At 59.1% G+C, this 19,359-nt stretch carries 19 protein-coding genes and 1 pseudogene; 13 read left to right on the top strand and 7 right to left on the bottom strand.

Features of this window, described 5'->3' with window-relative positions; translation table 11 throughout:
* Positions 1-3: 3 nt before the first annotated feature.
* On the bottom strand, positions 4-1,431 hold the full coding sequence (locus tag AKG12_RS07085) for an alginate export family protein (protein ID WP_285277726.1): 1,428 nt from the start codon (positions 1,429-1,431) through the stop codon (positions 4-6).
* 246 nt (positions 1,432-1,677) lie between these two features.
* On the opposite strand from AKG12_RS07085, the gene AKG12_RS07080 reads away from it, so the two are divergent.
* Complete coding sequence (locus tag AKG12_RS07080; RefSeq protein ID WP_052818303.1) at positions 1,678-2,586, top strand: LysR family transcriptional regulator; 909 nt, start codon at positions 1,678-1,680, stop codon at positions 2,584-2,586.
* A 212-nt stretch (positions 2,587-2,798) separates the two neighbouring features.
* On the opposite strand, the pseudogene AKG12_RS07075 reads toward AKG12_RS07080, so the two are convergent.
* A pseudogene (locus AKG12_RS07075) lies at positions 2,799-3,488 on the bottom strand (class I tRNA ligase family protein); the annotation flags it as partial.
* A 376-nt stretch (positions 3,489-3,864) separates the two neighbouring features.
* On the opposite strand from AKG12_RS07075, the gene AKG12_RS07070 reads away from it, so the two are divergent.
* Both AKG12_RS07070 and AKG12_RS07065 read left to right on the top strand, forming a co-directional pair.
* On the top strand, positions 3,865-4,206 hold the full coding sequence (locus AKG12_RS07070) for a hypothetical protein (RefSeq protein ID WP_046802158.1): 342 nt from the start codon (positions 3,865-3,867) through the stop codon (positions 4,204-4,206).
* Positions 4,207-4,540: 334 nt separating this feature from the next.
* Positions 4,541-4,891, top strand: a complete 351-nt coding sequence (locus AKG12_RS07065) for an alpha/beta hydrolase (protein WP_156316032.1) — start codon at positions 4,541-4,543, stop codon at positions 4,889-4,891.
* A 188-nt stretch (positions 4,892-5,079) separates the two neighbouring features.
* Here the strand turns inward: AKG12_RS07065 and AKG12_RS07060 are convergent, their stop codons facing one another.
* The 5 genes from AKG12_RS07060 to AKG12_RS07040 form a co-directional block, all read right to left on the bottom strand.
* Positions 5,080-5,712, bottom strand: coding sequence for a cytochrome b (locus tag AKG12_RS07060; protein ID WP_052818301.1), 633 nt, complete (start codon positions 5,710-5,712; stop codon positions 5,080-5,082).
* 3 nt (positions 5,713-5,715) lie between these two features.
* Positions 5,716-6,495, bottom strand: coding sequence for an anti-sigma factor family protein (locus AKG12_RS07055; RefSeq protein ID WP_052818300.1), 780 nt, complete (start codon positions 6,493-6,495; stop codon positions 5,716-5,718).
* Positions 6,492-6,998 (bottom strand): sigma-70 family RNA polymerase sigma factor, encoded by a 507-nt coding sequence (locus tag AKG12_RS07050; RefSeq protein ID WP_052818299.1) that lies wholly within the window; start codon positions 6,996-6,998, stop codon positions 6,492-6,494. The genes AKG12_RS07055 and AKG12_RS07050 overlap by 4 nt, the downstream gene beginning before the upstream one ends.
* A gap of 5 nt (positions 6,999-7,003) precedes the next feature.
* Positions 7,004-7,249 (bottom strand): COG4315 family predicted lipoprotein, encoded by a 246-nt coding sequence (locus AKG12_RS07045; protein ID WP_052818298.1) that lies wholly within the window; start codon positions 7,247-7,249, stop codon positions 7,004-7,006.
* A 105-nt stretch (positions 7,250-7,354) separates the two neighbouring features.
* Positions 7,355-7,921: a YceI family protein gene (locus AKG12_RS07040; protein WP_052818297.1), complete on the bottom strand. Its 567-nt coding sequence runs from the start codon at positions 7,919-7,921 to the stop codon at positions 7,355-7,357.
* 383 nt (positions 7,922-8,304) lie between these two features.
* On the opposite strand from AKG12_RS07040, the gene AKG12_RS07035 reads away from it, so the two are divergent.
* From AKG12_RS07035 to AKG12_RS06990, 10 genes are all read left to right on the top strand, one after another.
* A complete protein-coding gene (locus tag AKG12_RS07035; RefSeq protein WP_052818296.1) occupies positions 8,305-9,213 on the top strand; it encodes a LysR family transcriptional regulator in 909 nt (302 codons plus the stop codon).
* 147 nt (positions 9,214-9,360) lie between these two features.
* Positions 9,361-10,143, top strand: a complete 783-nt coding sequence (locus AKG12_RS07030) for a carbon-nitrogen hydrolase family protein (protein ID WP_052818295.1) — start codon at positions 9,361-9,363, stop codon at positions 10,141-10,143.
* 14 nt (positions 10,144-10,157) lie between these two features.
* Entirely contained in the window at positions 10,158-10,823 is a 666-nt protein-coding gene (locus tag AKG12_RS07025; protein ID WP_052818294.1) for an RraA family protein, read from the top strand.
* A 62-nt stretch (positions 10,824-10,885) separates the two neighbouring features.
* The gene (locus tag AKG12_RS07020) at positions 10,886-11,926 is read left to right on the top strand and encodes an ABC transporter substrate-binding protein (RefSeq protein ID WP_052818293.1); all 1,041 of its coding nucleotides are present in this window, start codon (positions 10,886-10,888) and stop codon (positions 11,924-11,926) included.
* A 270-nt stretch (positions 11,927-12,196) separates the two neighbouring features.
* Positions 12,197-13,270 (top strand): ABC transporter ATP-binding protein, encoded by a 1,074-nt coding sequence (locus AKG12_RS07015; protein WP_046801594.1) that lies wholly within the window; start codon positions 12,197-12,199, stop codon positions 13,268-13,270.
* The gene (locus tag AKG12_RS07010; RefSeq protein WP_052818292.1) at positions 13,267-14,145 is read left to right on the top strand and encodes an ABC transporter permease; all 879 of its coding nucleotides are present in this window, start codon (positions 13,267-13,269) and stop codon (positions 14,143-14,145) included. Before AKG12_RS07015 ends, AKG12_RS07010 begins: the two co-directional genes overlap by 4 nt.
* A 12-nt stretch (positions 14,146-14,157) precedes the next feature.
* Complete coding sequence (locus tag AKG12_RS07005) at positions 14,158-14,952, top strand: ABC transporter permease (RefSeq protein ID WP_052818291.1); 795 nt, start codon at positions 14,158-14,160, stop codon at positions 14,950-14,952.
* Positions 14,953-15,132: 180 nt separating this feature from the next.
* Positions 15,133-16,530 (top strand): NAD(P)/FAD-dependent oxidoreductase, encoded by a 1,398-nt coding sequence (locus AKG12_RS07000; RefSeq protein WP_052818290.1) that lies wholly within the window; start codon positions 15,133-15,135, stop codon positions 16,528-16,530.
* Complete coding sequence (locus AKG12_RS06995) at positions 16,527-17,789, top strand: FAD-dependent oxidoreductase (protein ID WP_052818289.1); 1,263 nt, start codon at positions 16,527-16,529, stop codon at positions 17,787-17,789. Before AKG12_RS07000 ends, AKG12_RS06995 begins: the two co-directional genes overlap by 4 nt.
* Positions 17,789-19,183, top strand: a complete 1,395-nt coding sequence (locus tag AKG12_RS06990) for an FGGY family carbohydrate kinase (protein WP_052818288.1) — start codon at positions 17,789-17,791, stop codon at positions 19,181-19,183. The genes AKG12_RS06995 and AKG12_RS06990 overlap by 1 nt, the downstream gene beginning before the upstream one ends.
* Positions 19,184-19,359: the final 176 nt, after the last annotated feature.

Raw genomic sequence — 19,359 nt, 5'->3', positions numbered from 1 at the left:
TCGCTACCATGAGTATTTCAATTCCGCTCGAACATAGTTGCTGTCGCTGCCTCCGGCGTCGCGAAGTGCCGACCCGACCTGATAATGGACGGCCTCCAGCGACCCCGTGAGAGCGGGAGTAAAGCGGTAGTCCGCCCTGACCTGCAAATAGGCTCCGGTCCACGCCGGCCCCTGACCCGCCGTGCCAGCCACGGGGACGCTTGGCAGGGTATAGACGGCGTCCTGTGTCGTCTGTCGCCAGAGCAGTCCGGCCCCAGCCATTACGGTCAGATCCTCCAGGGGCTGGACGGTGAGTGAGGGCTTCAAGTGGATGAGGTTGGCGTATCCGGTATGACCGCCGAGCGAGAAATAAAAGCCGTTCGGAAACAGCGGATTGAAAGTGCCGAGCGTGCCGTCGCCCGCATCACCGTCACCCGACGCCACGTCGAACTGCAGACCGATCCGCGGCGACCAGGTGATATCCTCGAACGTATATCCGGTCCTCGCCCCCACGGCCCAGGCCAGAATGTCGGCCGAGCCGACCTTGCCGACCTGGCCCATAGCTTCCGCGTCCCAGTCGAAACCGGCATATTTGCCGGCCGTCCGGATATTGAGGATATGCCTGTCCTCCTCACCTGACGCGCTGAGAAAGGTGGCGTCCTTGCGCTGATAAAGCGCATAATATGCGGAGGCCTCGATATCCGGCGACAGCTGCCATTCCACACGAGCTCCGCTAAACATCGCATCGCCACTCGATCGATCATCGAAAGGGCGGTCATCGCGATACTGGACAGGTCGGCTGACAAGACCATAGAAGCGCCACGCATCCGTCTCCCACCCCGCCCAGACAGCATCGAACGACTGACGGACATTCGGCCCATCGCGCGTCGAAACGAACCGCTCCAGGTCGAACGCAAAGTCTTGACGGCCAACCCTTGCCCTGAACGTTCCGCTGTCGGTCTCTTGCGTATAGCCGATGAATGCTTGCCGAAGGTCAAATCGGTTTGCGTCGTTGGGACCGACTACCGTTTTGTTGAACGCACGTACATCCTCGAACTGTGTGAACAATTGCCAGTTTTCATTCAGGTGAACATCAATATGGAACTGCGCGCGCTGCAGCCAATAGGAGTCTCCGGGATTCGCACGCACGGTTCCCAAAGCCGGCGCATCACTGACTTCGAAGATTTCGCGCAGATTGAGCCCGAGCGAGATGTAGCTGTCAGGATTGGAATGAAACAACGGAATGTATTTGAGACTGTCGAGCGGTTCAGTCCGCAGTTTCGGATCTACGAGAAGCGACCAGTCCTCTCGCGACCTGTCGGCTTTTATCGAGGGCCTCTCCTGCTTCAGGTCAGAATCATCTGCCAAGGCGGAGCGGTAGTCCCATTGAGTAAAGGCGAGGGCAGCAAGAGAGAGAAACGGTAATCGCGCCCTGGATACGGACCGAAGCATGGACACATCCTGTATTATTTTCATGAGTGGTCGCCGCCCTCCGTCGCTGGCACGGCGTGCGATGGACGGAGAAATGAGTTGAAGCGGCTACGAAAGAATATGGAATAAATCCTATATTCGCGGTTGGTGCGGTACGTTGCGAAGATGCCCTCCCGGGAAAGACACCGTCGCCGACGTTGTCATTTGCTTCTTCGCCTTGGTAGCCCCCGGTCGTGTGAAGCCGTGTCGCAAAATAAGGAACGCTTTGTGGAAATTGAGGATCTGAGAATATTCGTCGAAGTTGCTGATGCAGGCGGAATATCATCTGCAGCGCTGCGACTGGGCATCTCCAAGTCGATGGTCAGCCGGCGGATCACCAGGCTAGAAGAACAACTCGGCGCACAGCTATTTGCAAGGACGACCCGTGGCATAGCGCTCACGGAAGCAGGGGCCACATTCCGCGATTACGCAGCCAGAACCTCAGCTGAATTGGATCTGGTACGGGAAACGATCCTGCCCGCCGGCAAGCTTCGAGGCCGAATGCGCGTAGCCGCCCCATTGTCATTTGGTCCGACCTGTTTTGCTCCCGTCCTCTCCCGGATGGCCAGCCAACACCCACAGCTACAAATCCTTTCTTCCTATACTGATCGCTTCGTGGATCTTGTGGGGGAGGGTTTTGATTGCGCAATCCGGCTAGGGCATCTGTCGGACTCGAACCTCGTCGCAAGACGTATCGGACCGATCTTTGGCAAGCTGGTTGCAAGTCCTGCCTATATCGAGGCTCACGGTGCCCCCGAGACACCGGATGAGATTGTGAAGCATCAGGTCGTAATGCGGGACGCGGAGAAGTGGCAATTCATGGATGGCGACGAAATCGTCACGGTGCGGCCCCAGGGACGCTTCATAGCTGATAACGCAATGTCTCTCGTAGCGGCCGCTCTGGACGGAGTCGGGGTCGCGTACTTGCCAGAGCCGTTGGTCGCGGATCATATTCGCTCGTGTGCGCTGGTGCCGATCATGACGCGTCATCCGATTCCGCCGGCCGGCATCTTCGTGGTGAGGCCGCCTGGGCAGTACCCTTCTCGAAAAGTGCGAACCCTCACCGAGATGCTTATCGAACGATTTGGAACGCCCTCTGTTAGTGAGGGGAAGTCGGCTGCCGACAAGGTATTTTAACGATCGGCGCAGGGTAGTGACATTCCCTGTACTGAAGCCGTCAGAGCCGACTGAAGCGAAGACGACAAAACCGCTGCAGCAAAGATATTGCATAGTGGTCCCGTTTGGTGTGGAGACCTGCCGGAAACACCAGCGCGGAATCATGACTACCGTCTGCCGCGGCAAGAGAATCCCTCCAGAGGAGGTCTTCACTCCGCTGACAACGAGTGGAGAGACAGCAATGTGAGAACCCGATTGAGGAGATTTCCAAGCTGCCCGCCGAGTTCTCCCGACCACGCGGCCTCGAGCCGTTCTTCGGAGAAATCCCCATCATCGGCCGAACGGATATGGCGGAGCAGGTAATACCGAAGTGCGTCCGGAGTCTGATAGTTTTGAACGAGACCATCGGGATCGATGCCGTTGCCGGCCGATTTCCCGATCTTCCGCCCGTTGGCGGTCAGGTAGCCATGAAGGTAGATCGACGATGGCAGCGGTAGGCCAGCGGAAAGGAGTATCGCCGGCCAGCAGATCGCGTGGAACCTGGATATCCCCTTTCCGACGAAGTGAATGCGCTCGCCTTGCTGCGCCCAATATCGCCCGAACAGGGTTTCGTCGGAGCCGTAGCCGAGCCCCGTTAGGTAGTTCGCCAAGGCATCGAACCAGACATAGACGACCTCATCGCTGCCGGGCACGGGTACTCCCCAGCCGCGTGCCCGTTCGGCACTGCGCGACACACTGATGTCCTCGAGTCCCCACCGCAGCAAGGCAAGTATCTCGTTTCGCCGGTGAGCCGGCACGACCCGAAGCTCCTCGGTCTCGATGAGATGGAGGATGCGGTCACCATATCGAGAGAGGCGGAAGAATCAGTTTTCTTCTTTGATGACTTCAAGCGGGATACCGTGCTCCGGGCATCGGCCTCGTAAGGCGTGGTGTTTCCCATTGCAAGCAACCGGGCGGTACGCGTTCCGCGTTTGGGGACGGAGTATTGCAAATAGCAGGACTACCGAACCTATGACGCCAACGATATCAACCGTGGTGAAAGGTTGCTCGGCAAGTTGGGAGCCCTCTCGGGTCGTCGCCCGGAAGGCGAGCGACGAGGGAGCACTTCGGAAGGAAAGGGAACGTCAGGAGGCTGTTTCCAAGGATGAGAGTGAACAGCAGCAACAGGCACTCGCTCGGCACATCAACGACCGCGAGTTCACGCAGACGGCAAAAGCTATCCGTCGATTCTCAGCACCCCGCCAGAGTAAGCGCTGTGGCAGAGCATGTGACGTACACTGACAATATGTGAGGTGAACAATGAAAGATACTGGATCTGATTTTACCCCGGCTGAGCGCCAAATCGCTGTCGTCATCAGCCGTGCGGACAGGATGTTGGCTGCTGCCGTTTCGGAGGTTTTGGAAAAGGCAATCGAACAGGCTGCCCATGACCTGCGAGCAATCGGCCAGGAGGACGCCACGCCGGTTCTGCAATATTTTGCAAGCGTCGTTCATCAGCAAATGTATTGTTTGATGTGTGGTGCTGACCCGAACACTCTTCAAGGAGGCGACCCGCATATCGCCTACCACGTTATCCGCAACAGCCAGAATATTGCTAAACACTATTGGTCGGCGGACATCGAGCCTTATCCAGCTAAGTGAGAATAGTATTATTTGGCACCGGCATTCGCGATCTCAACGAGGCTTTGCAAATCGTCGATCCTCTCGCTCGCGTTCCTCGTTGCAGGACACAGTTTCGCGCGCGGCGAGACTACAGTGACCCCCGATCGAACGTTAGAAGAGGGTTATATGCTCGGGATTGCTGCACTTCGCACGCGCTACCGATGACCTCAGTAGAAAGGTTGAAAACGGCGTTCCGCGATGATCTGAAGTCACTTCTTCGTCGAAGCCGGCAAAATCTTTCAATTATTACTTAGGGTTGCGTGACCGGAAATCAGTCTACGATCAGGGTGTCGGAAGCAAGCTGATCCGTGTGATGAGGAGCGGAGAGGGTGACGATCAGGCGCTGTCGATATCCAGGTTTATCGCCGGCGGGCAATTCCGTGCCGGCGCAGCCAATATCGATGACCCCCAAGCTCTCGTCGAGGTGCGGAATTCAAACCTCCGCGTGATCGATATAACCAATCTGGCCACGCGGGTGGGAGCCGGCCACGATAGGTTCGCGGCCTTTGCCTCTATCTATGGCCGCCTTCCGCAGAGCTCGGACGGGAGGGTTGCTTCCGACATCGGTCCGGGCGTCTACGAGCTTGATGTCGCTAACAAGTTCGAAACGCTCGACGCCCGACTGGTCCAACAGGTCGCAGATCCAACGACCACCGAGCGCTAGCACTTCGCAGTCACGCAACTGTACGAAATAGTCCGCTATGGTTGCTGGTAGGAAGTGATTTTAGAAGGGCGTGAGACGGTTGCGACGATCGCAAGTTAAGATGAAATCCTGCCCCGCAACCAAAATTTACCAAGAAATTCAACAAAAAAGCCCTCCCTTCGCGGAGGGCTTTTGCGTTTGTGCAGAAATCATGCTGCCCTGTTCTTTTTATTCGAGCCTGCGGGATAAGAGACCATGCGCAGAAGGGTCGGATCTTTTCGGATGAAATGGTGCCATAGCGCCGCTGCCACATGAAGAAGTACAATTCCTGCTGCGAGATACGCCAGAGTAGCGTGAACATCAGTCCAGAAGGCTTCGGATTGGTCGGAGATTGCCATGGGCAACCCCGGCACGACGATGAGATCGAATACATAGCTGGGGATTTGCAGAGGAGATGTCGACGCGACCGCCCAGCCGGCGAGGGGAACAGCCAAGGTGAGGAACAGCAATGCAGCGTGAGCGGCCCGGGCGCCCAACCGGGAAACTGGACCGTCGCTATCAGGTGGCCGTGGCTTTCTGCTGAAAACTGACCAAATGAAACGCGGCACGGCCAGGGCCAGCACCAGAAATCCAATCGACTTATGGTACTGAAAAAGATCAAACTGAAGCGCCGGGTCGATGTTGTCGCGGCTCATCAGATATCCCAGCGCAAGCTGCGCGAAGAATAGGATCGCGATCGTCCAATGGAAGGCGATCGCCACCAGCCCGAAGGACGTAGGCGAATTGCGCCACAGTGGTTTATCCGTCGGTGCGCTATCGCGATGATCCTCGAAATGTGTCATCGGCTAACTCAGCTGTTGATAGGTGTCTTTGGCAATGGCATCCATGCGGTCGGATGGCAGGTTGCCAACCAGGGCGCAGCGGATCGTCTCGTCGTCCCAGGATACGGTTTCCAGCGAGCCGACATTGGAGCGCCGCATGGCGGTGTCGCTCGAGTTGGCCGCAGCCACGATATAAAGAGTGACGCGCTGTCCACTTTTGTCTTCGTACATAAGCTGGGCTGCGGCGCCTTCGGAACTCGGTAGCAACCGGCCGCCGACAAGGGACAGACCATGGCGCGTAAGGTCCGGGATATTCAGTTTGCGATCGAGCCGTTTCGACAGCCATTTCGGCAGATTGGCAGCGTCCTCGCCATCGGCGCGAACCTCCACGGGATGGAGAACGTCGCTCGCGAACAATTGATGTGCCTGCGCTGCATCCGCCACGATGGAACGGGCAGGCTCCGCGACCTGTGATACAAGCCCGCGCCCGAACCAGCCGCCTGTCAGTCCAACAGCCAGAACAAGGATGGATGCCGCGGCCATATTGCGCCAATCGGCGCGCTCTGAGCGCAATCGCCGCTCCATGCCATAAACATCAAGGCGTTCGGGTAGAACGCCTGTATCAAGAGGAGGATAGAGAGCCGTCAACGTGGCATTTTGCTGCTGCCATAGCTCAACCTTGCGTGCGTCAGCGGGATTGGCGGCGAGATGGGTACGAACGGCGTCACGCCGCTGGTCCTCAAGCTGCCCGTCGACATAAGAGATAAGATCGGCTTCTGTTATCTGCGGCTGGCTGCCAGTCATTTTATCACCTTGAGGTTTGGCTGGTCTTCCTGGGTCATTCGGGTCAAGGCTGTTCGGGCTCGCCCCAAACGGGACATCAAAGTGCCCAACGGAATTTCAAGAATCTTTGCCGCTTCCGCGTAACTTAGACCTTCGACGACGACGAGGAGGAGCGCCTCCCGCTGTTCGCCGGAGAGTTTGTCAATAGCGCGGGCCATTTCGGTAAGTGCTATCCGGCTTGTCTGCGCCGCCGGCACGAACAGCTGTTCCGCAACGTCATCAATCGGGATTTGCGACGGCCGCCGATTTCGACCGCGCAGATTGTTGCGGTAGATGTTGATAAGCACCCGGTACAACCAGGGGCGCAACGGACCCTGCGGTCGCCACAATGCCTTTTTACGGATGGCCCTTTCCAGGCAGTCCTGAACCAGATCGTCAGCTGTGTCGCGGTCGTGCGTGAGCGCATTCGCGTAGCGTCGAAGCGCTGGTATGCAACCTGTAATCTCGTCCAGAAAATCCGGCATGGGTGCTATTCCTTGATAATGTGCCAGATATTGCCGACGCCATCATCTGTGACGTTGCCGGGCTTCTCGTTCCTCTCCCAGCGATACGGCGGCTTTCCGCCATATAACCACTGCATCGTCCTATTCTTGCGGGCGATCGGTTTGTCGTCATCATCCGCCGCGTGGGTTTTAGAGGCGGCGCGTGGCAGCCATTTCTTCGCGCAATCATCATAGCCGGCCGACGATCCATCGACGAGATGATGTACACGCATAAGTCAGTCCTTTGAGAGGAACGGATCGGACAACATGTCCGATATTAAACAGAACACCAGCCAGCTGCGCTTAATCCCACGCCACGTTTTTTTTGGCTTTTCGTTTTATCTGACGCCCTTCAAATCTATGTCGAACGTGACGGTATTCGAATAGAGCGGTACGCCGACACCCATGCCATAGGGCATCCGGGGGACATTTCCGGTGACGTGGAAGGTGACGGATCCCTTTTGCTGTTCAACGAATGTTGCATGAAACGTTTCGGGCCTGGATACACCTCTCGCCGTCAGGACACCTTCGATCACCGCGCTGCGCGGTCCGTCCTGGGTAATGCGGCTGGAGCGGAACATGATTTGCGGATAGGCGGCGATATTAAAAACCGCACTGGATCGCAGGAAATTTTCCACGCGTGCCTGCCCCGTCTGGACGCTGGAAGGGTTCAGTTTGATTTCCACGAAGGACCTGGAAGGTTGGTCCGGGTCGATGTCGAAGCGACCGGATATGTCGGGAATGGTGCCCTTGATTCCCGGGCCGGCAACTTGCGCAATTGAAAACCCGATGTGAGACGCGGAATCAATTCGATAATGTCCGGCGGCGGACGAGAACGGATTGGCAGACACGGGCGTGCAAGCCAATGTCACAAGCAAGAAGGTGGCGGAATAGGGGGATTTCACGGCGCAAGCTCCTTTGTACGCGCGTAGTCATACCCAAGAGAACACTGCAGGAAGCTGTTTAATCCACATCCGTTCCGTTGGAGCCATCGGGCCTGATAAAGCTTCAGTCATGAAGCTGCTCAGGGCGGCTTACGTCTGACGTTTCGGGAGGCGGAAAAGAGCGGAGAAATCATTGAGCCGACCCGGTCTGAATGCTCGCGAAAGCCACCGGGATCGGCGGCTCGATGAGTGTGTCGCGCACCGTGCCTAGTGACTCGACGCCGATCCCTTGCTTATGGGCGTCTGCATCGGACATACTGGCACTCGAACCACAAGGGCCAAGGGCAAGACGAAGCCGGCAATGCATTGCTGGATCGCGGAGCCATGCGAGAAGATTTTACCTCATGAATACGCGATTTCTCGAAACCTTCCTCTGGGCTGCACGGTTGAACAGCTTTTCGGCAGCGGCGGAACGTCTGCACACCACTCAGGCGTCGGTGTCCAACCGGATTGCCGCTCTGGAAAGAGAGCTTGGCGTCGTGTTGTTCACCCGCGATGTGCGCTGCGTCAACCTGACGCCGGCCGGTCGTCTGGCGCTGCAGCATGCCGAAAAGATCGTCAACCTGACCGGGGAATTCCGACAGATCGTGAGCAGTCGCGAGGCGCTGAGAGGCACCGTGCGTATCGGCGCCGCGGATACTATTGTCTATGCCTGGTTGCCGCTTCTTATTCGTCGGATGAACGAACAATATCCCGGTGTCAGCCTCGATCTGACCATCGATACCAGCCTGAAATTATCCCAGCGCATTCAGAACGGTGAAGTGGATGTCGGTTTCATCATGGGACCGGTCATGGCTGCGAACATCTATAATTCGCCGCTCTGCACGTTCGAGTCCTGTTGGGTTGGCGCGGTTGATCTGCCATTGCCGGAAACAGGTGTCACGCTCGAAGATATCGCGCATTTTCCATTACTTACCTTCTCGACCGGCTCCCAGCCGCATCAGGCATTGCGTGCGCTGCTCGATGCCCACGGACTGTCTGACAGCCGTATTTATAATTCCAATTCCCTGTCGATCATGACCCGCCTCGTGGCAGCGGCCGTCGGTGTTGGCGCTTTGCCCCGCGTGCTGGTGGACGGCATCATCAAGTCCGGCGAAGCACGTATCCTCGATATCGCGCCTTCGGTACCGCCTCTGACATTCCACACTGTTTATCAGGAACGTGGCGACAACGCGCTCGCCCGGGCCATTGCCGACATGGCGACGGAAATCGTCAGTGAAACCACAACACAATGGATGACCGTTCCCGCCTAAATTTTGCGCTGCAACACGAAATGATTAATCTATAAGCTTACCTTATGGGTTCCGATAGAGTTTTTCCGTTTGTCATGAAAACCGTTCCCGTTCTTAATTCTCCTCGCAACATGAGAGGAGAGCAACGTGAAAGTCTCACTTGTTCAAATGAATACCCAGAACGACAAGGCAGAAAATCTTAAGGTTGCTGCCGATCTTATCGAAAAGGCAGTCAAGGCAGATAATCCTGACCTTGTTGTTCTTCCGGAATACTTTGCATTTCTTGGCGATAATCCTCAGGAGATGCATGAAAGCGGGGAAGAATTTCCCGATGGCGAAATCTATACGCTGCTTTCGGGCCTCGCCAAAAAGCACGCGATCACGCTGCATGCCGGTTCCATCGTCGAGAAGGAAGGCAACCGTTTCTACAATTCGACGCTCGTTTTTGGTCCTGACGGTAAGCAGATTGCCCGTTATCGCAAGATGCACCTGTTCGACGTCGATACGCCGAACGGCATCAGCTACCGTGAGTCCGACTCCGTCGCCCGCGGTGAAGACGTTGTGACCTATAAGGTTGGCGACAAGACGGTTGGTTGCGGCATCTGCTACGATATCCGCTTCCCGGAACTGTTCCGCGCCCTGCGGGACAGGGGGGCGGACGTGATCGTTCTGCCAGCCGCCTTCACCCTTATGACAGGCAAGGACCATTGGGAAGTGCTGGCCCGCGCCCGCGCCGTCGAAACCCAGACCTACTTCCTGGCTGTCGGCCAGATCGGCACCCATGCGGGTGGCAAAAAGGCCTGCTGGGGGCATTCCATGGTCATCGATCCCTGGGGCCACATCGTCGCCCAGTGCTCCGACACGGTCGGGACCGCCGGCGCTGCCCTCGATTTCGACTATTCGGCCAAGGTGCGCGCCAACGTGCCGGTGGCAAACCACCACGTGCTCTGATCGGAGAAAGACTTATGTTTATCGTCAATCCCATGCCGGAGCAGATCGACGCCGATATCGTCGAGCTTCTTGAAAAGGTCGAGGTCGCAACGATCGGCCATGTGCTTCATTCCGGTTTCGTCGATCCGGAAATCCGCGCGGTCCTTCCGGGCAAGCGGGTGGCCGGCACCGCCGTCACGCTGCGCATCCCGAACGCCGATTCGACCATGCTTCACTACCTGACGCAGATTGTGCGCCCGGGCGATATCGTGCTCATCGATCGCTGCGGTGATACCCGCCACGCCTGCTGGGGCGGCGTCATCACCAACACGATGAAAATGGCCGGCGTCAAGGCTGGTGTGGTCGATGGCCCGGCGACCGACTTTTCGGAGTTCGTCAAGGTCGATATGCCCATGTGGTGCCGCGGCCCTTCGCCGATCACCACCAAGATCCTTGGCCTTGAAGGCGCGATCAATGTTCCGATCAGCGTCGGTGGCCAGATGATCAATCCGGGCGATGCGATCCTTTGCGATGAAAGCGGCGTTGTCGCCCTTCGTCCGAGCCAGGCCCGTGCCATGGCCGAGCGCGCCATCGGCATGCAGGAAGCTGAACTCGTGCTTCTGGAGCGTCTGCGCAACGGCGAGAAGTTGCCGGATATTTCCGGCGCCAACAAGCTCGTTCAGGCCAAGCTGAGCGCCTGACACCGCCTTACGGGTGGCGGACCAGTCCGCCACTCCCAACAATAATAGAGGAGAACAGGACAATGAAGAAATCTATACTTCTGAGCGGGATTCTCATGCTTAGCGCGGCTGCTCTGCCGGCGCACGCCCAGCAGACCGTAACGTTCCTCGGCTATAGCGGCCTTTTCCAGGAGCGTTACACCAAGGCCGTCATCGAGCCTTTCATGGCCGCCAACCCTGACATCAAGGTTGAATATTTCCCGCAGCAGGGTTCCGCCGCCATGCTCGGTTCGCTGCGCGCCCAGAAGGCTGCGCCGCAGGCCGACGTCGCGCTGATGGACGTCTCCGTTGCCAAAACCGGGACGGATGAAGGTCTGTTCGACAAGATCGATGAAAGCGTGACCAAGAACGCCGCCGACCTCTATCCTAACGCCCGTTTCGAAGGTGTGGCCGGCGTTGGGGTGACGTTCGACAATCTTGTGCTCATCTATAATACCGATGCGATCAAGACTGCTCCGGACAGCTGGAACGCTCTGAAGGACAGTGCCCTCAAGGGGAAAGTCGCCATGTTGAGCGCGCCCGATATTGTCGGTATCGGCACGACCATCATCATGGACCACATGAATGGCGGCACTGACTTCATCAAGAATATCGACGCCGGCATCAATGCGATGGCTGAAGTCGCGCCAAACATTCAGACCTGGGAGCCGAAGCCGGAAGTCTATCCGAATGTCGTCAACGGCCAGGTTTCACTGGGCGTGGGCTGGAATGCCCGCAGCCAGGTGAATGCCGATGGCTCCAAGGGCAAGATGAAGGTTGCGCTTCCCAAGGAAGGCACGATCCTCCAGATCAATACGCTCAATCTCGTCAAGGGCGGCCCATCGTCGGAGGGCGCGCGCAAATTCGTCGATTATGCGCTGAGCCCTGAAGCCCAGGCTGCCTTCACCGCCGCCATGTATTATGCACCGACCAACACCAAGGCCACTGTTGCCGATGATGTCAGCGAGCGCACGGTCATCAAGGCGATGGACAAGGTTATCCCGGTTGACTGGATCGGCCTTTCAAAGGTCCGCGACCAGATCACGCAGGACTGGCGTCGCAAGGTCATCCCGCTCAGCCGCTAAGGCTCATGCAGAATGGCAGATCTTTCGCATCACCCATGCGGCTGCGGAAGGACAAAAACATTGCATCCCTCTGTCGACGCTCTGGTCGGCGGAGGGGGTGGGTAAGACGGACATGCATTTCCTTTGGCCTCTGACATGTCTGCGATACGGGAAACGCCGTGAAACAGCGCAGCGAAGTTCTGCTGCAACTGTATAGATCAAGGGACAGGCCTAACCGGCCGGACATGTCCTGGAGAAAGGCAAAAAGCCAGAATGGGAACTTCAGACACCATGCAGCCAGGATTCCTCTCGATTCGTTCACTGACCAAGCGCTACGAGACCATGGTCGCCGTAGATGATCTCAACCTCGAGATTCCCAAGGGCGAACTGGTTGCCTTCTTGGGTCCTTCCGGCTGCGGCAAGTCGACATCGCTGCGCATGATTGCGGGTCTCTCTCCCGTCTCCTCAGGTTCGATCTTGATTGGCGGCAAGGACGTGACGCAGCTTGCGCCTTACAAGCGCGACATCGGCCTCGTTTTCCAGAGCTATGCGCTTTTCCCTCACATGACGGTTCTCAAGAACGTCATGTTCGGTCTTGAGATGCGCAAGGTGCCTGCTGCAGAGGCCGAGCGCCGCGCGCGTGAAGCCATTGCCATGGTGCATCTGGAAGGGCGCGAGGACCGCCGTCCCGCCCAGCTTTCCGGCGGCCAGCAGCAGCGGGTCGCACTGGCGCGCGCCCTCGTCATCCAGCCCTCCATCCTTCTGTTTGACGAACCGCTCTCCAATCTCGACGCCAAGCTGCGCGATGAGATGCGGGCCGAAATCCGCCGTATCCAGAAACAGCTCGGCATCACCTCCATCTTCGTCACGCATGATCAGGTCGAAGCGCTCAGCATGTGCGACAAGGTCGCCGTGCTCAATGGCGGGCGTCTGGAACAGCTCGGCACACCGCACGATCTCTATGAGCGCCCGGCGACGGCTTTCGTCGCTTCCTTCGTTGGCCGCACCAACAGGCTGGTCGGCAACGCGGCCGGCGATCGCATCACGGTCGGCGATGCGGTTTTGCGTGCGCCCGGCTCACATGCCGGCAAGATCGACCTGATGGTGCGGCCGCATCGCATGGCCATGACAGTTGCCGGTGACGCTTTGCCTGATTTCGATGGCGCGCCGGTCAACCGCATCGCCGGCGAGGTGCGCGATGTCTATTATGCGGGTGACATCCTGCACTACGAGATCGCCGCGGGCGGGCAGACATTGTCCGTGGAGCGCGCGACATCCGGCGGCGAAACGCCGGTGGCGGCGGGCAGCGCGGTCAGCCTCGTCTGGCGCGTGGAAGATACGCTGGTTTTCGGAGCGAATCCATGACAGCGTCAGTCATGATCACGGCTCCCGGCAGCCGCACCTCGTCCATCGTATTTCTTGCAACCCTCCTGCTTGGACCGATCATCGCAGTCAACGGTCTGGCCTTCGTGATGCCGGTCTTCAACCTGTTGCTGCTTTCCTTCCGTGAAAGCCTTGGTGGCGGCGGTCTCGGGGAGGCCCACACACTTGAAAACTGGTCATCCACGCTTACCGACGGTTTTTATATCGAGTTGATCGGCCAGAGCATCCTGACCAGCCTTATGATCACTGTTCTGACGCTCATCGCCTCCTATCCGATTGCGCTTTACCTCCACCGGGCGCAGGGCCGCTGGAAGACGCTGCTACTGGTGCTGGTCATTTCGCCGCTGCTCACCTCGGCCGTGGTGCGCACCTATGGCTGGATCGCGATCCTTGCGGATGACGGGCTCATCAACAACATCCTCTTTGCACTGGGTGTTGAAAGCGGCGTGCGCCTGTTGTTTAACAAGATCGGCGTGGTCATCGGCCTCACCGAAATCCTGATGCCCTACATGATCCTGGCATTGCTTGCCGGTTTCGGCAGGCTTGATCCGCGGGTCGAGGAGGCTGCCGAAACGCTCGGCGCATCGCCTTGGAAAGTCTTCTGGCGGATTATCGTGCCGCTCACCATGCCCGGCGTGGCGCTCGGTTGCCTGCTCTCCTTCGTTCTCGCCGTCAGCTCGTTCATCACCCCCAAGCTGCTCGGCGGCGGGCGCGTCTTCCTTCTGGCGACGGAAATCTACGATCAGGCCATTGTGACGCTCAACTGGCCTCTCGCCGCGACGCTTTCGATGATCATCCTTGTGATTTTCGGTGCCGCCCTGGTGCTCTATTCCCGGCTTCTACGGGCTGTTCTTTAAAGGAGATCGACGATGGAAGAACGTCCCGTTCCGCTGGCGCTGAAAATTGTCGCCTTTGTCATGTTCCTCTTTCTGCTTGCGCCCGTGGTGCTCGTCGTGCCGATCTCTTTTTCAGCCGACAGCTACATGACCTTTCCGCCTTCCGGCTGGAGCCTGCGCTGGTATATTGACCTCATGCACAATTCCAAGATGATTGGCGCGCTGGGCACCAGTACGCTCCTCGCCGTCATCGTCACGGTGCTGTCGATGCTGATAGCGTTGCCCGCCTCCTACGCCATCGTTCGCATGCGGGTGATCGGTGCTGACGCATTGCTTGCCTTCTTCACTGCGCCCCTGCTTCTGCCGACCATCGTTCTCGGTCTTGCGATCCTGATCGTTTTCGCCGGTGCAGGTCTGCTCGGCACGTTCACCGGCCTGGTGATCGCGCATCTCATCATCGTGCTGCCCTATGCCCTGCGTGTGCTCACCACGTCGCTCGCCGGCCTGCCGCTGATCTTCGAAGAGGCCGCCTCGACGCTCGGGGCATCGCCGTTCACCGTCTTTAGCCGCATCACCATGCCGATGATCGCGCCGGGCGTTGTCGCAACGGCGGCGCTTTCCTTTCTCGTCTCGTTCGATGAGGCCGTGATTTCGCTGTTTCTCACCGGTCCGCGTATCACAACACTCCCGGTCGCCATGTATCAGCATGTCGAGACCCAGGCTGATCCGCTCGTTGCGGCCATTTCCGTTCTTCTGATCGTGCTGACGCTTGCCGTCGTCCTGATCGTCGACCGAACGGCGGGCCTGACGAAGACTTTCGTAAAATAAGGGCGGCAGACATATCGAGAAATATGCCTCGTAAGGCCGATTAAATTCGAAGGGTCGGCGTCAGCTCTGTCTGACTGGCACCAGCGCTAATTTCATTCCCGTTGATGAACGCCTGCTGCATCGGCGCGACGCGTCACGTCTGTTGATTTCGTTTTTGAACCACGAAGGTAAGGGAAGCCAATGGTCCAGAGCCTCTCCACGGAATTCGACGTTGCCGTCATCGGTGCCGGAGTTGTCGGCTGTGCGGTCGCCCGTCGTTTCGCTCTGGCTGGTGCGAAGGTGGTCGTCATCGAGAAGGGCGCTGATATTCTCTCCGGGGCTTCGAAGGCCAACAGCGCCATTCTCCATACCGGCTTCGATGCGCCGGAAGGCAGTCTGGAGCTGGAGCTGGTAAAGGCGGGTCGGGCGGAATATCTGTCTATCCACGGGCGGATGGGCCTCAGCCTTGTCGAGACCGGTGCACTTGTCTGCGCCTGGAATCCGGATGAGGCGGAGAGACTGGGGGCGATTGCCGAGCAGGGGCGGCGCAACGGTATTGCCGAACTCGGCCTGCTCACGGCCCGGCAGGCCCGCGAAACCATGCCCGGCCTGTCCGGCCATCTCACCGCCGCGCTCGAAGTTTCGGGTGAACACATCATCGATCCGTGGTCCGCTCCGCTTGGCTATCTCACGCAGGCGGTGGGTTTGGGGGCGCAACTGGTGCGCAATGCCGAAGTCCTCTCCGGTTCGTTCGATGGCGCGTGGCGGATCGAGACAACGGCGGGTCCGATCCTAGCCGCAAGCATTGTCAATGCCGCAGGGTTGTTTGGCGATATCGTCGATGCGCGGCTGGGTCTTGTCTCCGAATTCACCATCATGCCGCGCAAGGGACAATTCGTCGTTCTCGATAAGGCCGCCCGCCGGCATGTGCCGCGCATCGTCCTGCCCGTTCCCACCGAGATAACCAAGGGCATCGTGGTCTGTCCCACCGCCTTCGGCAATGTTCTTGTCGGCCCGACGGCGGAAGAGCAGGATGATCGCGAGCGTGCGACCGTGGAGACGGCGACGCTGGAAGCGCTGCTGAAGCGCGGCGCGGAGATCGTTCCGGCGCTGGCCTCCATTTCCGTGACCGCCGTCTATGCCGGCCTGCGCCCGGCGTCTGAAAAGAAACATTACCGGATTTCCGTGCGGCCGGACCGCCGGGCGATCACGCTCGGCGGTGTGCGTTCCACGGGCCTCAGCGCTGCGCTAGGGTTGGCGCAGCATGCGTTGACGCTTCACGCAGGTTTCGGTACCCGCTTTGACCTGCCTCTCTCGGTGCCTGACGTGACGATGCCCAACCTGACTGAAACCTGCGAGCGGGACTGGCAGCGTGCTGATCATGGCGAAATTATCTGCCATTGCGAACTCGTCACCCGGCGTGAGATCGATGCGACATTTTCCAGCCCGGTGCCTCCGGGCGATTTCGGCGGGCTGCGGCGGCGCACCCGCGCGGGCATGGGGCGCTGCCAGGGGTTTTATTGCAATGCCAGACTTGCGGCGATGACGGGCGACCGTCTGGCCGTACCGCTCGCGGCCGGCGCGGGAGACGAGCGATGAGTACCGCGCAGCTTCTTCAGCAAGAGCGCGAAGACGCTTCATATGCCGATGTCATCGTGGTTGGCGGCGGCCCGGCGGGCGTGGCGGCAGCTCTGGAGCTGAAAGCCCGTGGCATCGCGCGTGTGATGATCCTCGAGCGCGAGCAGACCCTTGGCGGGGCGCCCCGGCATTGCTCGCACTCGCCTTTCGGCATGCGCGAATTCGGGCGCATCTATTTCGGCCCGGCCTATGCGAGACGCCTTGAGAGGGAAGCGCAGGATGCCGGTGTCGATATCCGCATCGGTCATTCCGTTGTCGAACTCGGACAGGATGGCGCATTGCTGGTCACCTCGGCGCGCGGTGTCGAGAGCTTGAAGGCCCGGCGCATCGTGCTGGCCACCGGCGCACGGGAAAAACCACGCTCGGCGCTGCTTCTGCCGGGCGACCGGCCGGTGGGTGTGATCACCACCGGCGCGCTGCAATCCTATGTTGCCTTTCATGGCATCATGCCTTTTCGTCGGCCGCTTATCATTGGTTCTGAACTGGTTTCGTTCTCTGCGCTTCTGACCTGTCTGGCGCATCGCGCGCGGCCGGTGGCGATGATCGAGCCTGAGCCGGAACCGCTGGCGCGGTCGCCTTTCCAATGGTTTCCGCGACTGGTCGGGGTGCCGTTTCATTGTGGTGCCGTGCTTATGGACATTCGCGGGCGCGGCCGTGTCGAGGAGGTTGACATCCGACTGGCGGATGGCCGTCTCCTTACTGTCAAGTGCGATGGTGTTCTTCTGACCGGGCGGTTCACGCCGGAGGCGGCGCTTTTGAATGCATCCGCGGTCGATGTGGCGGCAGGCAGCGCCGGGCCGATGATCGATCAGGACGGCCGGATGGCCAACCCCATCTTTTTCGCCAGCGGAAACCTGTTGCGGGCCGTGGAAACGGGTGGCTGGTCGTTTCGCGAAGGCCGCCGCGTGGGTGCCGCCGTTGCCGACGATCTCGCCCGCGAACCCCGCAACGACCGGGTGGTACCCGTCACTTTCGCCGACCCGCTCAAACTCGTGGTACCGACCATGGTGCGTCCGGGAGGGCTTGACCGACCAGCTTTTCGCGACTTTCAGCTGCGCTTTACCAAACGTGTTCAAGGCCGGCTTTCGCTTCATCTCGATGGAGCGGAAGTGTGGAGCAAGATCGGCCTGTGGCTGCCGGAGCGCCGTGTGCTCGTGCCCATTCCCCGCGCTGCGTTTGAAGCAAGCCAGATTGCCTTTCACGTTGGAGAGACAAATTGATGCGCATTGCAGCGATCGATCAGGGAACGACATCGACCCGATGCCTTGTGGTCGGCGATGGCATGGCACAGGTCGTCTCCAGCCTGCGCCATGCGCAGTTCTATCCGGCGCCCGGTCATGTGGAGCATGACCCCGAAGAACTGTTGCGCAATATCCGCGCGGTGCTTGCCGCCGCCGGGCCGGTGGATGCCATAGCCATCGCCAATCAGGGCGAGAGTTGCCTGGCGTGGGACGCTAAGAGCGGTGAGGCGCTGTCGCCGGTTATCGTCTGGCAGGATGCCCGCACCGCCGATGCTCTTGCCGCTCTGCCGCCATCGGCGGCGGATCGTTCGAAAGAGATTTGCGGGTTGCCGCTCGATCCCTATTTTTCGGCAAGCAAACTGTCCTGGCTGGTCGAGCATAATCCAGCGGTGGCGCAGGCAAGGGCGGCCGGGCGGTTGCGGCTGGGCACCACCGATGCGTTTTTTCTGGATCGGCTGGCCGGCTGTTTCCGCACCGATCTTGCGACGGCGTCGCGCACCGGGCTGCTTGATCTGGCAAAGGGAGGCTGGAGCCCGGAACTCTGCATGCTTCACGGTGTGCCGCTGGATTGCCTGCCCGCCATCGGCCCTGTCGATGGCGGTTTCGGTGCAATCGAGACAACGCCCGTGCGCGTTTCCATCGTTGATCAGCAGGCGGCGCTTTACGGGCATGGTTGCCGCAAACCCGGTGATTGCAAGATAACCTTTGGCACGGGAGCCTTCCTGCTGGCTGTTGCTGGTAACGAGCGCCCGCTGACGGGGGAACTTTTGCCAACTATTGGCTGGCACAGGCAAGGTGCGCCGGCCGTTTTCGCCATCGAGGGAGGGGTCTACGATGCCGGTGCGGCGCTGGAATGGGCGCGAAAGATCGGCTTATATGCTGATAATGACGAACTCGACGGTTTCGAGGGATCATCGGCCATTCGGCGCGGCCTTGTATGCGTGCCCGCATTTTCGGGCCTTGCGGCACCCTATTGGGACAGACAGGCCGCGCCGCTGTTCATCGGTATGGAACATGCCACTGAGCGGCGCGACATGGTGCGCGCGCTGCTGGAAGGTATTGCCATGCTGACGGTTCGATTGATCGATGCGATGCCGCCTGCAACTCCCATCGATAACACGATCTCCATCGACGGCGGCCTGTCGAATAGTCGCTATTTCGCTCGTTTTCTGGCCGCCGCCAGCGGCCGGACCATCTGCGTGCCGGCCATGCGGGAGTTGACGGCGCTCGGTCTGGCGGAGCTGTGCGGTATCGATGTCGCCGCCATGCGAAACGATACCGAGATATTCACGCCCGATGGGTCGGTTGATGCCGCAGATCATGATCGTTTCGCACGTGCCGTGGACAATGCGCGGACTTGGCGAAACGCCTAAGCTTCCGCGGGGTTTTCGTGGTGCGGGAATCGTAAAGATTTCAGCGGGATCGAGCTGAAACCTGATTTCCATCTTGCCGTCCGCCGATGTCAGGACGATCTTGTCCATCGGCGTGCCTGTCGTGAATTTCCTCTGTCAGACCGAACTGTCGTGTCTTTGAAATGTAAAACTGGCAT

Source organism: Agrobacterium sp. SUL3, assembly GCF_001263295.1.
Classification (GTDB): domain Bacteria; phylum Pseudomonadota; class Alphaproteobacteria; order Rhizobiales; family Rhizobiaceae; genus Agrobacterium; species Agrobacterium tomkonis.
The sequence above is the reverse complement of the archived record's forward strand: the minus strand, read 5'-3'. Positions and strand labels throughout refer to the sequence as shown.

Bases quoted from the DNA above. Each gene is read 5' to 3' on its own strand.
- AKG12_RS07065 (WP_156316032.1), top strand. From the start codon at position 4,541: ATGAGGAGCGGAGAGGGTGACGATCAGGCGCTGTCGATATCCAGGTTT.
- AKG12_RS07000 (WP_052818290.1), top strand. From the start codon at position 15,133: ATGGTCCAGAGCCTCTCCACGGAATTCGACGTTGCCGTCATCGGTGCC.
- AKG12_RS07050 (WP_052818299.1), bottom strand. From the start codon at position 6,998: ATGCCGGATTTTCTGGACGAGATTACAGGTTGCATACCAGCGCTTCGA.
- AKG12_RS07060 (WP_052818301.1), bottom strand. From the start codon at position 5,712: ATGACACATTTCGAGGATCATCGCGATAGCGCACCGACGGATAAACCA.
- AKG12_RS07030 (WP_052818295.1), top strand. From the start codon at position 9,361: ATGAATACCCAGAACGACAAGGCAGAAAATCTTAAGGTTGCTGCCGAT.
- AKG12_RS07020 (WP_052818293.1), top strand. From the start codon at position 10,886: ATGAAGAAATCTATACTTCTGAGCGGGATTCTCATGCTTAGCGCGGCT.
- AKG12_RS07085 (WP_285277726.1), bottom strand. From the start codon at position 1,431: ATGCTTCGGTCCGTATCCAGGGCGCGATTACCGTTTCTCTCTCTTGCT.
- AKG12_RS06995 (WP_052818289.1), top strand. From the start codon at position 16,527: ATGAGTACCGCGCAGCTTCTTCAGCAAGAGCGCGAAGACGCTTCATAT.
- AKG12_RS07045 (WP_052818298.1), bottom strand. From the start codon at position 7,249: ATGCGTGTACATCATCTCGTCGATGGATCGTCGGCCGGCTATGATGAT.
- AKG12_RS07070 (WP_046802158.1), top strand. From the start codon at position 3,865: ATGAAAGATACTGGATCTGATTTTACCCCGGCTGAGCGCCAAATCGCT.
- AKG12_RS07010 (WP_052818292.1), top strand. From the start codon at position 13,267: ATGACAGCGTCAGTCATGATCACGGCTCCCGGCAGCCGCACCTCGTCC.
- AKG12_RS07025 (WP_052818294.1), top strand. From the start codon at position 10,158: ATGTTTATCGTCAATCCCATGCCGGAGCAGATCGACGCCGATATCGTC.
- AKG12_RS07055 (WP_052818300.1), bottom strand. From the start codon at position 6,495: ATGACTGGCAGCCAGCCGCAGATAACAGAAGCCGATCTTATCTCTTAT.
- AKG12_RS07005 (WP_052818291.1), top strand. From the start codon at position 14,158: ATGGAAGAACGTCCCGTTCCGCTGGCGCTGAAAATTGTCGCCTTTGTC.
- AKG12_RS06990 (WP_052818288.1), top strand. From the start codon at position 17,789: ATGCGCATTGCAGCGATCGATCAGGGAACGACATCGACCCGATGCCTT.
- AKG12_RS07015 (WP_046801594.1), top strand. From the start codon at position 12,197: ATGCAGCCAGGATTCCTCTCGATTCGTTCACTGACCAAGCGCTACGAG.
- AKG12_RS07035 (WP_052818296.1), top strand. From the start codon at position 8,305: ATGAATACGCGATTTCTCGAAACCTTCCTCTGGGCTGCACGGTTGAAC.